Origin of the sequence: Aeromonas sp. NJAU223 (assembly GCF_051125555.1) — a bacterium.
Classification (GTDB): Bacteria; Pseudomonadota; Gammaproteobacteria; order Enterobacterales; family Aeromonadaceae; genus Aeromonas; species Aeromonas veronii_G.
Genome location: NZ_CP144204.1, coordinates 268,820 through 280,000 on the forward strand (window position 1 = coordinate 268,820; position 11,181 = coordinate 280,000).

The window sequence follows — 11,181 nt, forward strand, 5'->3', positions numbered from 1 at the left end:
ATAAATGATGGAAGCTATCGCTAAACACCGTTATGCCCGTACTTCTGCCCAGAAAGCTCGTCTGGTAGCCGATCAAGTACGTGGTCTGTCCGTAGACAAGGCTCTGAACATCCTGACCTTCAGCCCGAAAAAGGCTGCTGTTCTGGTGAAGAAAGTGCTGGAATCTGCCATTGCCAACGCTGAGCACAACGAAGGCGCCGACATCGACGCCCTGCGTGTTGCCACCATCATGGTAGACGAAGGTCCCTCCATGAAGCGCATCCGCCCGCGTGCCAAAGGTCGCGCGGATCGTATCCTCAAGCGTACCGCTCACATCACTGTAGTGGTATCCGACGCTAAGGCTGGGAGATAAGCAATGGGTCAGAAAGTACATCCTAATGGCATTCGCCTGGGTATTACCAAGCCTTGGAATTCTACCTGGTTCGCGAACACCAAAGACTTCGCTGACAACCTGTACAGCGATTTCCAAGTACGCCAGTTCCTGACCAAGGAGCTGAAAAACGCTTCCTTGTCCAAGATCACTATCGAGCGTCCGGCCAAGAGCATCCGTGTGACCATTCACACCGCTCGTCCGGGTGTCGTGATCGGCAAGAAAGGCGAAGACGTTGAGAAACTGCGCAAAGCTGTAGCCACTATTGCTGGCGTGCCTGCTCAGATCAACATTTCCGAAGTCCGCAAGCCGGAGCTGGATGGCAAACTGGTTGCCGACAGCATCACTTCTCAGCTGGAACGTCGCGTAATGTTCCGTCGCGCTATGAAGCGCGCCGTACAGAACGCCATGCGCCTGGGTGCCAAGGGCATCAAAGTTGAAGTGTCCGGTCGTCTGGGCGGCGCTGAAATCGCGCGTACCGAATGGTACCGTGAAGGTCGTGTGCCGTTGCACACCCTGCGTGCCGACATCGACTACGCAACTTCTGAAGCCCACACCACTTACGGTGTGATCGGCGTTAAAGTTTGGATCTTCAAGGGCGAAGTTCTGGGCGGTCTGGCTGCAGTCAATGCTGCCGCTGCTCAAGAGCAAGCTCCTGCGAAGCCCAAGCGTGACAACAAGCGCCGCGCTGCCAAGTAAGGAGATTCGGTAAATGTTGCAACCAAAGCGTACTAAATTCCGCAAGACCCACAAGGGTCGTAACCGCGGTCTGGCCAACTCCGGTAACGAAGTATCCTTCGGTACCTTCGGCCTGAAGGCGACATCCCGTGGTCAACTGACTGCTCGTCAAATCGAAGCAGCCCGTCGTGCCATGACCCGTCACGTTAAGCGTCAGGGTAAAATCTGGATCCGTGTGTTCCCGGACAAGCCGATTACCGAAAAGCCCCTCGAAGTTCGTATGGGTAAAGGTAAGGGTAACGTCGAATACTGGGTATGCCCGATCCAGCCTGGCAAAGTTCTGTACGAGATGGACGGTGTTCCCGAGGCTCTGGCCCGTGAAGCATTCGCCCTGGCCGCTGCTAAGCTGTCCGTTCAGACCACTTTCGTAATCAAGACGGTGATGTGATGAAAGCCCAAGATCTGCGTCAAAAGAGCGTCGAAGAACTGAACCAGGAGCTGCTGGGTCTGCTGCGTGAGCAATTCAACATGCGCATGCAAGCTTCCACCGGCCAGCTGGCTCAGACTCACACTCTGAAACAAGTGCGTCGTGACGTCGCACGTATCAAGACTGTACTGACTGAGAAGGCAGGTGCGTAATGACTGACAAGATCCGTACTCTGCAAGGTCGTGTAATCAGCGACAAGATGGACAAGTCCATCACTGTTGCTATCGAGCGCAAGGTAAAGCACCCGATCTACGGTAAGATCATCAAGCGCACTACCAAGCTGCACGTACACGACGAGAACAACGAGTGTAAAGCTGGCGATCTCGTGGAAATCCGCGAGTGCCGCCCGCTGTCCAAGACCAAGTCCTGGACCCTGGTTGCTGTCGTAGAAAAGGCCTAATCGGTACTTTTTAGCTCAAACGGCCCCGTATCGGGGCCGTTTGTTTTTTAGGCTACCTTTTCAAAAACAGCTGTGTTATAGTTTCGCGCCTTTTGAAGGCAGCCAGATCCCCGCAAGGGATAAGAAGTAAACAAAGCGGAGCACTAAGATGATCCAGATGCAAAGTATGCTGGGTGTTGCCGACAACTCCGGCGCTCGCAGTGTAATGTGTATTAAGGTTCTGGGTGGTTCGCACCGCCGTTACGCCGGCATCGGCGACATCATTAAGGTTTCCATCAAGGAAGCTATTCCTCGCGGTAAAGTGAAGAAAGGTGATGTGTATAACGCGGTGGTCGTACGCACCCGTAAAGGCGTTCGTCGTCCGGACGGCTCTGTCATCCGTTTCGACAACAATGCGGCTGTGTTGCTTAACAACAACCAACAGCCAATCGGTACTCGTATTTTTGGCCCGGTGACCCGTGAACTCCGTAATGAGAAGTTCATGAAGATTGTGTCCCTGGCACCCGAAGTACTGTAAGGAGTCGAACGATGGCAGCTAAAATCCGTCGCGAAGACGAAGTAATTGTTCTTACCGGCAAAGACAAGGGCAAGCGTGGCAAAGTCACTCAAGTCCTGATTGCAAAAGGTAAGGTAATCGTTGAAGGCATCAACCAGGTGAAGAAACACCAGAAGCCGGTACCCGCACTGGGTCAGGCTGGCGGTATCGTCACCAAAGAAGCCCCCATCGATGTATCTAACATCGCGCTGTTCAACTCTGCCACTGGCAAGGCTGACCGCGTTGGTTTCCGGATTGAAGACGGCAAGAAAGTCCGTTTCTTCAAATCCACCGGCGAACTTGTGAAGTAATTGGAGTTTAACGATGGCGAAACTGCATGATTACTACAAATCCGATGTAGTAAATGAACTGTCCAAGCAGTTCGGTTACAAGACTATCATGCAAGTCCCTCGGATCGAGAAAATCACCCTGAACATGGGTGTTGGTGAAGCGATCTCTGACAAGAAACTGCTGGAAAATGCGGCTGCCGATATGGCTGCCATTTCCGGTCAGAAACCGCTGATCACCAAAGCACGCAAATCTGTTGCGGGCTTCAAGATTCGTGAAGGCTACCCGATAGGTTGTAAAGTAACCCTGCGTGGCGAGCGTATGTGGGAGTTCCTGGAACGGCTGATTTGCATCTCCGTACCGCGTATCCGTGACTTCCGTGGTCTGAACGCCAAGGCGTTCGATGGCCGTGGTAACTACTCCATGGGCGTGCGTGAGCAAATCATCTTCCCGGAAATCGACTATGACAAGGTCGATCGCGTCCGTGGTCTGGATATCACCATCACCACTTCCGCGAATACCGACGAAGAAGGCCGTGCTCTGCTGGCTGCCTTTAACTTCCCATTCCGCAAGTAAGGTTAGGGTTATGGCTAAAACATCCATGAAAGCGCGCGAAGCAAAGCGTGCGAAGCTGGCAGCCAAGTTCGCGACCAAGCGTACCGAGCTGAAAGCTATCATCGTTGATATGAACGCTTCTGAAGAAGCGCGTTGGGACGCTGTCTTGCAACTGCAACAGCTGCCCCGTGATTCCAGTCCGTCCCGCCAGCGTAACCGTTGCAATATTACTGGTCGTCCGCACGGTTTCCTGCGCAAGTTTGGTCTGTCCCGCATCAAGGTGCGTGAGCATGCCATGAAGGGCGAAATTCCAGGCCTCAAAAAGGCCTCTTGGTAAGAATCTCGGGAGTTAGACTATGAGCATGCAAGATCCGATCGCGGATATGCTGACCCGCATCCGTAACGGTCAGGCGGCGAGCAAAGTTGCGGTTTCCATGCCTTCTTCCAAGCTGAAAGTGGCTATTGCCAAAGTGCTGAAAGAAGAAGGTTACATCGCTGGCTACTCCGTAGCTGGTGACGTGAAGCCGGAACTGGAAATTGAACTGAAATATTTCCAGGGCAAGCCGGTTGTAGAACTGATCCAACGCGTGAGCCGTCCCGGCCTGCGTATTTACAAGCGCACTACTGATCTGCCGAAAGTCATGGGCGGTCTCGGTGTTGCTATCGTGTCCACGTCTAAAGGTGTGATGACCGACCGTGCTGCCCGCAAGGCAAGCATGGGTGGTGAGATCATCTGCTACGTCGCTTAATAGGAGGTCGGAAATGTCTCGCGTTGCTAAGGCACCCGTCACTATTCCTGCTGGCGTAGAGGTGACTCTGAACGGTCAGGAACTGTCCATCAAAGGTGGTAAAGGTTCCCTGGTTCGTTCCATCCACGCCGGTGTAGAAGTGACCAAAGAAGACAATGTACTGAAGTTCGCCCCGCGCGACGGCATCGCTGGTGCTGACGCTCAGGCCGGTACTGCCCGTGCATTGGTCAACAACATGGTAATCGGTGTTACCCAAGGCTTCGAGCGCAAGCTGCAGCTGGTTGGTGTAGGTTACAAAGCCTCCATCAAGGGCAATGCTGTCGCGCTGGCTCTGGGCTTCTCTCACCCGGTAGAGCATGCGCTGCCGGCTGGTGTCACCGCTGAATGCCCGACCGCTACTGAGATCGTTCTCCGTGGTGTGGACAAGCAGCTGGTTGGCCAAGTCGCCGCCGATATCCGTTCTTACCGCGCTCCGGAGCCCTACAAGGGCAAGGGTGTACGCTATGCCAATGAGCAAGTGCGTACTAAAGAAGCTAAGAAGAAGTAAGGTAACACTATGGACAAGAAAGCAGCTCGTCTCCGTCGTGCTACTCGTGCTCGGAAAAAGATGCAGGAACTGGGAGCTACCCGTCTGGTTGTTCACCGTACCCCGCGTCATATCTATGCGCAGGTTATCGCAGCCAACGGTTCCGAAGTTCTGGCCTCTGCTTCCACAGTAGAGAAAGCCATCAGTGAAGCTATCAAATACACCGGTAATGCTGATGCAGCTACCGCTGTAGGTAAAGCTATCGCTGAGCGTGCGATTGCCAAAGGCGTTCAGAACGTATCTTTCGATCGTTCCGGTTTCAAGTATCACGGTCGTGTAGCCGCTCTGGCTGCCGCTGCTCGTGACGCTGGTCTTCAGTTCTAAGCTAGGAGTCGAAGATGGCTAAAATCGAATCTCAAGCCGGCGAACTGCAAGAAAAGCTGATTGCAGTAAACCGTGTTTCGAAAACTGTTAAAGGTGGTCGTATCATGTCCTTCACCGCGTTGACCGTGGTGGGTGATGGTAACGGCCGTGTAGGTTACGGTTACGGTAAAGCCCGTGAAGTTCCGGCTGCCATTCAAAAGGCAATGGAACAGGCTAAGCGTAACCTGAACAAGGTTGAGCTGAACAACGGCACTCTGCACCACCCGGTGCGTGGTGTTCACTCTGGCTCCACCGTGTTCATGAAGCCGGCCTCCCAAGGTACTGGTATCATTGCCGGCGGCGCCATGCGTGCCGTGCTGGAAGTGGCTGGTATCCACAACGTGCTGGCTAAGACCTACGGTTCCACCAACCCAATCAACGTTGTTCGCGCAACTGTAGACGCTCTGGTACACGGCCAATCGCCGGAACAGATCGCTGCCAAGCGTGGTCTGCGCGTTGAAGAAATTCTGGGGTAATGCGACATGGCTAACACTGTAAAAGTAACTCAAACTCGCAGCTCTATCGGCCGTCTGCCAAAGCACAAGGCGACTCTGCGTGGTCTGGGTCTGCGTCGCATTGGTCACACCGTTGAGCTGGAAGATACTCCCTGCGTACGCGGCATGATCAACCAGGTTTATTACATGGTTAAGGTGGAGGGCTAAGCATGCGTCTGAATACTCTGTCTCCGGCCGCTGGTTCCAAGCGCGTTAAGCACCGTCCGGGCCGTGGTATCGGTTCTGGTCTGGGCAAAACTGGTGGTCGTGGTGTTAAAGGTCAAACTTCTCGTTCCGGTGGCGGCAAAGTTCGCAACGGCTTCGAGGGTGGCCAGATGCCTTTGAAAATCCGTCTGCCGAAGTTCGGTTTCTTCTCCCGCAAATCTTTGGTGTCTGCCGAAGTGCGTCTGAACGAAATCGCCCTGGTAGAAGGTGATGTGGTCGATGTGAGCACTCTGAAGCAAGCCGGTGTTATTACCAAAAACATCGTGTTCGCTAAAGTTGTTCTGTCTGGCAACATTGACCGTGCTGTGACTGTTCATGGTCTGTCCGTCACCAAGGGTGCACGTGCAGCCATCGAGGCCGCTGGCGGTAAAATCGAGGAATAATCAGTACAATGGCTAAGAAACCAGGATTGGATGTTAAAGCACAAGGTGGTCTGAGTGAACTGAAGAGCCGTCTGCTCTTCGTTCTCGGGGCGATTATCGTTTTCCGTGCAGGCTCTTATGTGCCGATTCCTGGTATTGACGCCGCCGTACTGGCCGAGTTGTTCCAACAACAGAAGGGCACCATCATTGAGATGTTCAACATGTTCAGTGGTGGTGCACTCTCGCGTGCTTCTATTCTTGCGCTGGGGATCATGCCGTACATTTCGGCGTCGATCATCATCCAGCTGCTGACTGTGGTTCACCCCGCTCTTGCTGAACTCAAGAAGGAAGGTGAAGCCGGCCGTCGCAAGATTAGCCAATATACCCGTTGGGGCACGCTGGTTTTGGGAACTTTCCAGGCCATTGGTATCGCAACCGGTCTGCCGAATATGATGCAAGGACTCGTGACTCATCCGGGTTTGGGCTTCTATTTCACAGCCGTTGTGAGTCTGGTCACCGGTACCATGTTCTTGATGTGGTTGGGTGAACAGATTACCGAGCGTGGGATTGGTAATGGTATCTCGTTGATTATCTTCACAGGTATCGTTGCCGGTCTGCCTCATGCCATTGGCGCTACGGCCGAACAGGCACGTCAAGGGGAATTGCACATCCTGCTGTTGTTGTTGCTGGGCTTGATTGTTTTCGCAGTGACTTACTTTGTGGTGTTCGTGGAGCGTGGTCAGCGTCGTATCGTCGTTAACTATGCCAAACGTCAACAAGGCCGCCAGGTATTCGCCGCGCAAAGCACACACCTGCCATTGAAAGTGAATATGGCCGGTGTGATTCCTGCGATTTTCGCATCGAGCATTATCCTCTTCCCTGGGACCATTACCTCTTGGTTTGGTCAGGGCGAGGGCAAGGTCGCTGATATCCTGCAACAGGTCTCTATGGTCCTGCAGCCGGGTCAGCCCCTGTATGAAATGCTCTATGCAGCAGCCATTATCTTCTTCTGCTTCTTCTATACCGCGTTGGTATTCAACCCCCGCGAGACAGCAGATAACCTGAAGAAGAGTGGAGCCTTTATCCCGGGGATTCGCCCGGGCGAGCAGACAGCACGTTACATCGATAAGGTTATGACACGCCTGACATTGGCAGGTGCGCTCTATATAACCTTTATCTGTCTGGTACCTCAGTTCTTGATGACTGCCTGGAACGTACAGTTCTATTTCGGTGGCACTTCGCTGCTGATTATCGTGGTGGTTATCATGGACTTCATGGCTCAGGTACAAACCCATATGATGTCTCATCAATATGGCGACGTCCTGAGGAAGGCCAACCTGAAGGGCTACGGCCGCTAAAGGTCGGCGTAGTTACGGAGTTAAGCAATGAAAGTTCGTGCTTCCGTTAAGGCAATCTGCCGTAACTGCAAAATCATCAAGCGTCACGGTGTGGTGCGTGTGATTTGCAGTGAGCCAAAGCATAAACAGCGCCAAGGCTAATTTTTTACGGTTAGTACTTGCAACAAATAGTTGTGCTGGCTAATATAGCCAGCCAACTTTTGTTGTGTATTGGTTGACCGCCACGTATCCGCTCACGGGCTTTGTGGTGGTCGTTATCTACGCTACGTAGGAGTGAACAGTGGCCCGTATCGCTGGCATTAACATTCCTGACCATAAGCACGCAGTCATTGCGTTGACTGCAATTTATGGCGTCGGTCGTACCCGCTCCAAGGCCATCTGTGCCGCAGCCGGTATTGCTGAGAATGTGAAAATTAAAGACTTGGACGAAGCTCAGATCGAGAGTCTGCGCGAGCAAGTAGGTAAATTCACCGTTGAAGGTGACTTGCGTCGTCAGATTTCCATGAACATCAAGCGATTGATGGATCTGGGTTGCTACCGTGGTTTGCGTCACCGTCGTAGCCTGCCTGTTCGTGGTCAACGTACCAAGACCAATGCTCGTACCCGTAAGGGTCCGCGCAAGGCTATCAAGAAGTAACGGGAAGGTAGAAAATGGCTAAAACTCCGACTCGTGCTCGCAAGCGCGTTAAAAAGCAAGTGAGCGACGGTATTGCGCACGTTCATGCATCTTTCAACAACACAATCGTGACCATTACTGACCGTCAGGGCAATGCTCTGTCTTGGGCTACCTCTGGTGGTTCCGGTTTCCGTGGTTCCCGTAAGTCCACTCCGTTTGCTGCCCAGGTAGCTGCTGAGCGTGCTGGTGAGATCGCCAAAGAATACGGCGTGAAGAACCTGGAAGTCATGGTCAAAGGTCCGGGTCCCGGTCGTGAGTCTTCCATCCGCGCTCTGAACGCGGCTGGTTTCCGCATCACTAACATTACTGATGTGACTCCGATCCCGCACAACGGTTGTCGTCCTCCCAAGAAGCGCCGCGTGTAACGCTGGTAGCTACTTGGTCTAGGATTGTTGGAGAAAGAAGATGGCAAGATATATCGGTCCTAAGCTTAAGCTTAGCCGTCGTGAGGGCACCGACCTCTTCCTGAAGTCTGGTGTTCGTGCGATTGATTCTAAGTGCAAGATTGACACCGTTCCTGGTCAACACGGTGCGCGTAAAGCGCGTCTGTCCGACTACGGTGTGCAACTGCGCGAGAAACAAAAAGTACGTCGTATCTACGGCGTATTGGAAAAACAGTTCCGCAACTACTACCGCGACGCTGCCCGTCAAAAGGGTAACACCGGTGAAAACCTGTTGCAGCTGCTGGAAGGTCGTCTGGACAACGTCGTCTACCGCATGGGCTTCGGCGCCACTCGTGCTGAATCTCGTCAGCTGGTGAGCCACAAAGCCATCATGGTAAACGGCCGTGTCGTGAATGTTCCTTCTTTCCAGGTATCCCCTGAGGACGTGATCTGCGTTCGTGAGAAGGCTAAAAAGCAAGCGCGTATCAAAGCTTCCCTGGAAGTTGCTGGTCAGCGCGAGAAGCCGACTTGGGTAGAGGTTGACGCTGCTAAGATGGAAGGTGCCTTCAAGCGCCTGCCAGAGCGTTCCGACCTGTCTGCCGACATTAACGAACAGCTGATCGTCGAGCTTTACTCCAAGTAAAGCTAGCTTCTAAAGAGAGGACACAATGCTGGGTTCTGTAACAGATTTTCTTAAACCGCGGCTAGTTGACATCGAGCAAGTTAGCCCGACTCACGCGAAAGTGACTCTCGAGCCGCTTGAGCGTGGCTTTGGTCACACGCTGGGCAATGCTCTGCGTCGTATTTTGCTGTCATCTATGCCCGGTTGTGCGGTTACTGAAGTCGAGATCGACGGAGTACTGCACGAGTACAGCAGCAAAGAAGGTGTACAGGAAGACATTCTTGAAATCCTGCTCAACCTGAAAGGTATCGCTGTGAAGCTGGAAGGCAAGGACGAGGTAACTCTGTCCCTGACCAAGTCTGGAACAGGCCCCGTTACCGCTGGTGATATCACTCACGGTGATGAAGTCGAGATCGTAAACCCGGAGCACGTAATCTGCCACCTGACAGGTGCCAATGCTGAGATCAGCATGCGCCTGAAAGTTCAGCGCGGTCGTGGTTATGTGCCTGCTTCTGCTCGTGTTCACAACGATGATGAAGAGCGTCCTATTGGTCGCCTGCTGCTGGACTCCGCGTTCAGCCCCATCGTTCGCATCGCCTACAATGTTGAGGCGGCACGTGTGGAACAGCGCACCGACTTGGACAAGCTCGTTATCGACATGGAGACCAATGGTACTCTGGATCCTGAAGAAGCCATCCGTCGTTCTGCCACTATCCTGGCTGAGCAACTGGAAGCCTTCGTGGATCTGCGCGATGTCAGCGTGCCCGAGAAGAAAGAAGAGAAACCCGAGTTTGATCCGATTCTGCTGCGTCCTGTCGATGATTTGGAGCTGACAGTTCGTTCAGCGAACTGTCTGAAGGCAGAAGCTATCCACTATATTGGTGATCTGGTACAGCGTACCGAGGTCGAGTTGCTTAAAACTCCTAACCTCGGTAAGAAGTCCCTGACTGAGATCAAGGACGTGTTGGCCTCCCGTGGTCTGTCTCTTGGCATGCGCCTTGAGAACTGGCCGCCCGCCAGCATCGCTGACGAGTAATCCAGATTACGGGTTTCACAGATTTAGTTAGAAGGATAAGGTCATGCGCCATCGTTTGAGTGGTCGTCAACTGAACCGGAACAGCAGCCATCGTCAGGCTATGTTCCGCAACATGGCCAGCTCCCTGGTTCGTCATGAGATCATCAAGACGACTCTGCCTAAGGCAAAAGAGCTGCGTCGTGTAGTTGAACCGCTGATCACCCTTGCCAAGACTGATAGCGTTGCTAATCGTCGCCTGGCATTTGCCCGTACTCGCGATAACGCGATCGTGGCTAAGCTGTTCAATGAACTGGGCCCGCGCTACCTGGAGCGCGCCGGCGGTTATACTCGCATTCTGAAATGCGGTTTCCGTGCAGGCGACAACGCTCCTATGGCTTACATTGAGCTGGTAGACCGCCCGGCCGCTGCTGAAGCAGCTGCTGAGTGATAAAGAAAAAGCCGGGCTTGTCCCGGCTTTTCTTTTAAGGGATTCTTTTACTGCCTCAACTGCCTCAACTGCCTCAACTGCCTCAACTGCCTCAACTGCCTCAACTGCCTCAACTGCCTCAACTGCCTCAACTGCCTCAACTGCCTCAACTGCCTCAACTGCCTCAACTGCCTCAACTGCCTCAACTGCCTCAACTGCCTCAACTGCCTCAACTGCCTCAACTGCCTCAACTGCCTCAACTGCCTCAACTGCCTCAACTGCCTCAACTGCCTCAACTGCCTCAACTGCCTCAACTGCCTCAACTGCCTCAACCAGGTCAGTCCTTCTTTTGACTTATTTATGTTCCACTCCGGTATTTCGCTTTCTCCTGACCTTGAGCGAGGAAGCATGTTACGTGGGGTGATATGTCTTGGTTGTTCCGTATCTATACGGATGATGATGCTCCCGCATGGACGCTGCCTGTGGGTAAGTCTGTATAAAAGCTGTGCTTCATTATGAATAACTAACTAAATGCGTATTTTTGACGATTTATTGCGGCAAAGGGGTTGCCAGCAGAATTCTGCTCCCTATAATGCGCCTCCATCGAC

Annotated in this window: 22 protein-coding genes; all 22 read left to right on the forward strand. The window is 53.1% G+C overall.

Annotated features, from left to right (window positions below; genetic code table 11):
* Positions 1 to 7 precede the first annotated feature (7 nt).
* The 22 genes from rplV (at position 8) to rplQ (ending at position 10,594) form a co-directional block, all read left to right on the forward strand.
* Positions 8 to 352, forward strand: coding sequence for a 50S ribosomal protein L22 (rplV, locus tag VZC39_RS01240; protein ID WP_005319741.1), 345 nt, complete (start codon positions 8 to 10; stop codon positions 350 to 352).
* Positions 353 to 355: 3 nt separating this feature from the next.
* On the forward strand, positions 356 to 1,069 hold the full coding sequence (gene rpsC / locus VZC39_RS01245) for a 30S ribosomal protein S3 (protein WP_005307962.1): 714 nt from the start codon (positions 356 to 358) through the stop codon (positions 1,067 to 1,069).
* A 13-nt stretch (positions 1,070 to 1,082) separates the two neighbouring features.
* Positions 1,083 to 1,496 carry a 50S ribosomal protein L16 gene (gene rplP / locus VZC39_RS01250; RefSeq protein WP_005307963.1) on the forward strand — a complete coding sequence of 138 codons (414 nt, stop codon included), beginning with the start codon at positions 1,083 to 1,085 and terminating at the stop codon, positions 1,494 to 1,496.
* The gene (gene rpmC, locus VZC39_RS01255; RefSeq protein ID WP_005307965.1) at positions 1,496 to 1,687 is read left to right on the forward strand and encodes a 50S ribosomal protein L29; all 192 of its coding nucleotides are present in this window, start codon (positions 1,496 to 1,498) and stop codon (positions 1,685 to 1,687) included. The genes rplP and rpmC overlap by 1 nt, the downstream gene beginning before the upstream one ends.
* Positions 1,687 to 1,935: a 30S ribosomal protein S17 gene (gene rpsQ / locus VZC39_RS01260; protein WP_005307966.1), complete on the forward strand. Its 249-nt coding sequence runs from the start codon at positions 1,687 to 1,689 to the stop codon at positions 1,933 to 1,935. Before rpmC ends, rpsQ begins: the two co-directional genes overlap by 1 nt.
* A gap of 148 nt (positions 1,936 to 2,083) precedes the next feature.
* Positions 2,084 to 2,452: a 50S ribosomal protein L14 gene (rplN, locus tag VZC39_RS01265; protein WP_005307975.1), complete on the forward strand. Its 369-nt coding sequence runs from the start codon at positions 2,084 to 2,086 to the stop codon at positions 2,450 to 2,452.
* Between the two features lie 11 nt (positions 2,453 to 2,463).
* Positions 2,464 to 2,781 carry a 50S ribosomal protein L24 gene (gene rplX, locus VZC39_RS01270; protein WP_025325387.1) on the forward strand — a complete coding sequence of 106 codons (318 nt, stop codon included), beginning with the start codon at positions 2,464 to 2,466 and terminating at the stop codon, positions 2,779 to 2,781.
* Between the two features lie 13 nt (positions 2,782 to 2,794).
* Positions 2,795 to 3,334, forward strand: coding sequence for a 50S ribosomal protein L5 (rplE, locus tag VZC39_RS01275; RefSeq protein WP_005331162.1), 540 nt, complete (start codon positions 2,795 to 2,797; stop codon positions 3,332 to 3,334).
* 10 nt (positions 3,335 to 3,344) lie between these two features.
* Complete coding sequence (gene rpsN / locus VZC39_RS01280; RefSeq protein WP_005331161.1) at positions 3,345 to 3,650, forward strand: 30S ribosomal protein S14; 306 nt, start codon at positions 3,345 to 3,347, stop codon at positions 3,648 to 3,650.
* A gap of 19 nt (positions 3,651 to 3,669) precedes the next feature.
* Complete coding sequence (rpsH, locus tag VZC39_RS01285; protein ID WP_005307980.1) at positions 3,670 to 4,062, forward strand: 30S ribosomal protein S8; 393 nt, start codon at positions 3,670 to 3,672, stop codon at positions 4,060 to 4,062.
* A gap of 13 nt (positions 4,063 to 4,075) precedes the next feature.
* Positions 4,076 to 4,609: a 50S ribosomal protein L6 gene (gene rplF, locus VZC39_RS01290; RefSeq protein ID WP_349920652.1), complete on the forward strand. Its 534-nt coding sequence runs from the start codon at positions 4,076 to 4,078 to the stop codon at positions 4,607 to 4,609.
* A gap of 9 nt (positions 4,610 to 4,618) precedes the next feature.
* Positions 4,619 to 4,972: a 50S ribosomal protein L18 gene (gene rplR, locus VZC39_RS01295; protein ID WP_025325389.1), complete on the forward strand. Its 354-nt coding sequence runs from the start codon at positions 4,619 to 4,621 to the stop codon at positions 4,970 to 4,972.
* A gap of 14 nt (positions 4,973 to 4,986) precedes the next feature.
* Entirely contained in the window at positions 4,987 to 5,487 is a 501-nt protein-coding gene (gene rpsE / locus VZC39_RS01300; protein ID WP_100860714.1) for a 30S ribosomal protein S5, read from the forward strand.
* Between the two features lie 6 nt (positions 5,488 to 5,493).
* Positions 5,494 to 5,673 carry a 50S ribosomal protein L30 gene (rpmD, locus tag VZC39_RS01305; RefSeq protein WP_005307985.1) on the forward strand — a complete coding sequence of 60 codons (180 nt, stop codon included), beginning with the start codon at positions 5,494 to 5,496 and terminating at the stop codon, positions 5,671 to 5,673.
* 2 nt (positions 5,674 to 5,675) lie between these two features.
* Positions 5,676 to 6,113 (forward strand): 50S ribosomal protein L15, encoded by a 438-nt coding sequence (gene rplO, locus VZC39_RS01310; protein ID WP_434665120.1) that lies wholly within the window; start codon positions 5,676 to 5,678, stop codon positions 6,111 to 6,113.
* A gap of 8 nt (positions 6,114 to 6,121) precedes the next feature.
* A complete protein-coding gene (gene secY / locus VZC39_RS01315; protein ID WP_349920653.1) occupies positions 6,122 to 7,450 on the forward strand; it encodes a preprotein translocase subunit SecY in 1,329 nt (442 codons plus the stop codon).
* 27 nt (positions 7,451 to 7,477) lie between these two features.
* Positions 7,478 to 7,591 (forward strand): 50S ribosomal protein L36, encoded by a 114-nt coding sequence (gene rpmJ / locus VZC39_RS01320; RefSeq protein WP_005319705.1) that lies wholly within the window; start codon positions 7,478 to 7,480, stop codon positions 7,589 to 7,591.
* A 139-nt stretch (positions 7,592 to 7,730) separates the two neighbouring features.
* A complete protein-coding gene (gene rpsM, locus VZC39_RS01325; protein WP_005307991.1) occupies positions 7,731 to 8,087 on the forward strand; it encodes a 30S ribosomal protein S13 in 357 nt (118 codons plus the stop codon).
* Between the two features lie 14 nt (positions 8,088 to 8,101).
* A complete protein-coding gene (gene rpsK, locus VZC39_RS01330) occupies positions 8,102 to 8,491 on the forward strand; it encodes a 30S ribosomal protein S11 (protein ID WP_005319702.1) in 390 nt (129 codons plus the stop codon).
* Between the two features lie 40 nt (positions 8,492 to 8,531).
* Positions 8,532 to 9,152 (forward strand): 30S ribosomal protein S4, encoded by a 621-nt coding sequence (gene rpsD / locus VZC39_RS01335; protein ID WP_010672568.1) that lies wholly within the window; start codon positions 8,532 to 8,534, stop codon positions 9,150 to 9,152.
* Positions 9,153 to 9,177: 25 nt separating this feature from the next.
* Positions 9,178 to 10,167 (forward strand): DNA-directed RNA polymerase subunit alpha, encoded by a 990-nt coding sequence (locus VZC39_RS01340; protein ID WP_005307997.1) that lies wholly within the window; start codon positions 9,178 to 9,180, stop codon positions 10,165 to 10,167.
* A 43-nt stretch (positions 10,168 to 10,210) separates the two neighbouring features.
* Positions 10,211 to 10,594, forward strand: a complete 384-nt coding sequence (gene rplQ / locus VZC39_RS01345) for a 50S ribosomal protein L17 (protein ID WP_005307999.1) — start codon at positions 10,211 to 10,213, stop codon at positions 10,592 to 10,594.
* Positions 10,595 to 11,181 lie beyond the last annotated feature (587 nt).

Coding starts and splice junctions, on each gene's coding strand:
- rplV (WP_005319741.1), top strand. CDS start 8: ATGGAAGCTATCGCTAAACACCGTTATGCCCGTACTTCTGCCCAGAAA.
- rpsC (WP_005307962.1), top strand. CDS start 356: ATGGGTCAGAAAGTACATCCTAATGGCATTCGCCTGGGTATTACCAAG.
- rplP (WP_005307963.1), top strand. CDS start 1,083: ATGTTGCAACCAAAGCGTACTAAATTCCGCAAGACCCACAAGGGTCGT.
- rpmC (WP_005307965.1), top strand. CDS start 1,496: ATGAAAGCCCAAGATCTGCGTCAAAAGAGCGTCGAAGAACTGAACCAG.
- rpsQ (WP_005307966.1), top strand. CDS start 1,687: ATGACTGACAAGATCCGTACTCTGCAAGGTCGTGTAATCAGCGACAAG.
- rplN (WP_005307975.1), top strand. CDS start 2,084: ATGATCCAGATGCAAAGTATGCTGGGTGTTGCCGACAACTCCGGCGCT.
- rplX (WP_025325387.1), top strand. CDS start 2,464: ATGGCAGCTAAAATCCGTCGCGAAGACGAAGTAATTGTTCTTACCGGC.
- rplE (WP_005331162.1), top strand. CDS start 2,795: ATGGCGAAACTGCATGATTACTACAAATCCGATGTAGTAAATGAACTG.
- rpsN (WP_005331161.1), top strand. CDS start 3,345: ATGGCTAAAACATCCATGAAAGCGCGCGAAGCAAAGCGTGCGAAGCTG.
- rpsH (WP_005307980.1), top strand. CDS start 3,670: ATGAGCATGCAAGATCCGATCGCGGATATGCTGACCCGCATCCGTAAC.
- rplF (WP_349920652.1), top strand. CDS start 4,076: ATGTCTCGCGTTGCTAAGGCACCCGTCACTATTCCTGCTGGCGTAGAG.
- rplR (WP_025325389.1), top strand. CDS start 4,619: ATGGACAAGAAAGCAGCTCGTCTCCGTCGTGCTACTCGTGCTCGGAAA.
- rpsE (WP_100860714.1), top strand. CDS start 4,987: ATGGCTAAAATCGAATCTCAAGCCGGCGAACTGCAAGAAAAGCTGATT.
- rpmD (WP_005307985.1), top strand. CDS start 5,494: ATGGCTAACACTGTAAAAGTAACTCAAACTCGCAGCTCTATCGGCCGT.
- rplO (WP_434665120.1), top strand. CDS start 5,676: ATGCGTCTGAATACTCTGTCTCCGGCCGCTGGTTCCAAGCGCGTTAAG.
- secY (WP_349920653.1), top strand. CDS start 6,122: ATGGCTAAGAAACCAGGATTGGATGTTAAAGCACAAGGTGGTCTGAGT.
- rpmJ (WP_005319705.1), top strand. CDS start 7,478: ATGAAAGTTCGTGCTTCCGTTAAGGCAATCTGCCGTAACTGCAAAATC.
- rpsK (WP_005319702.1), top strand. CDS start 8,102: ATGGCTAAAACTCCGACTCGTGCTCGCAAGCGCGTTAAAAAGCAAGTG.
- rpsD (WP_010672568.1), top strand. CDS start 8,532: ATGGCAAGATATATCGGTCCTAAGCTTAAGCTTAGCCGTCGTGAGGGC.
- VZC39_RS01340 (WP_005307997.1), top strand. CDS start 9,178: ATGCTGGGTTCTGTAACAGATTTTCTTAAACCGCGGCTAGTTGACATC.
- rplQ (WP_005307999.1), top strand. CDS start 10,211: ATGCGCCATCGTTTGAGTGGTCGTCAACTGAACCGGAACAGCAGCCAT.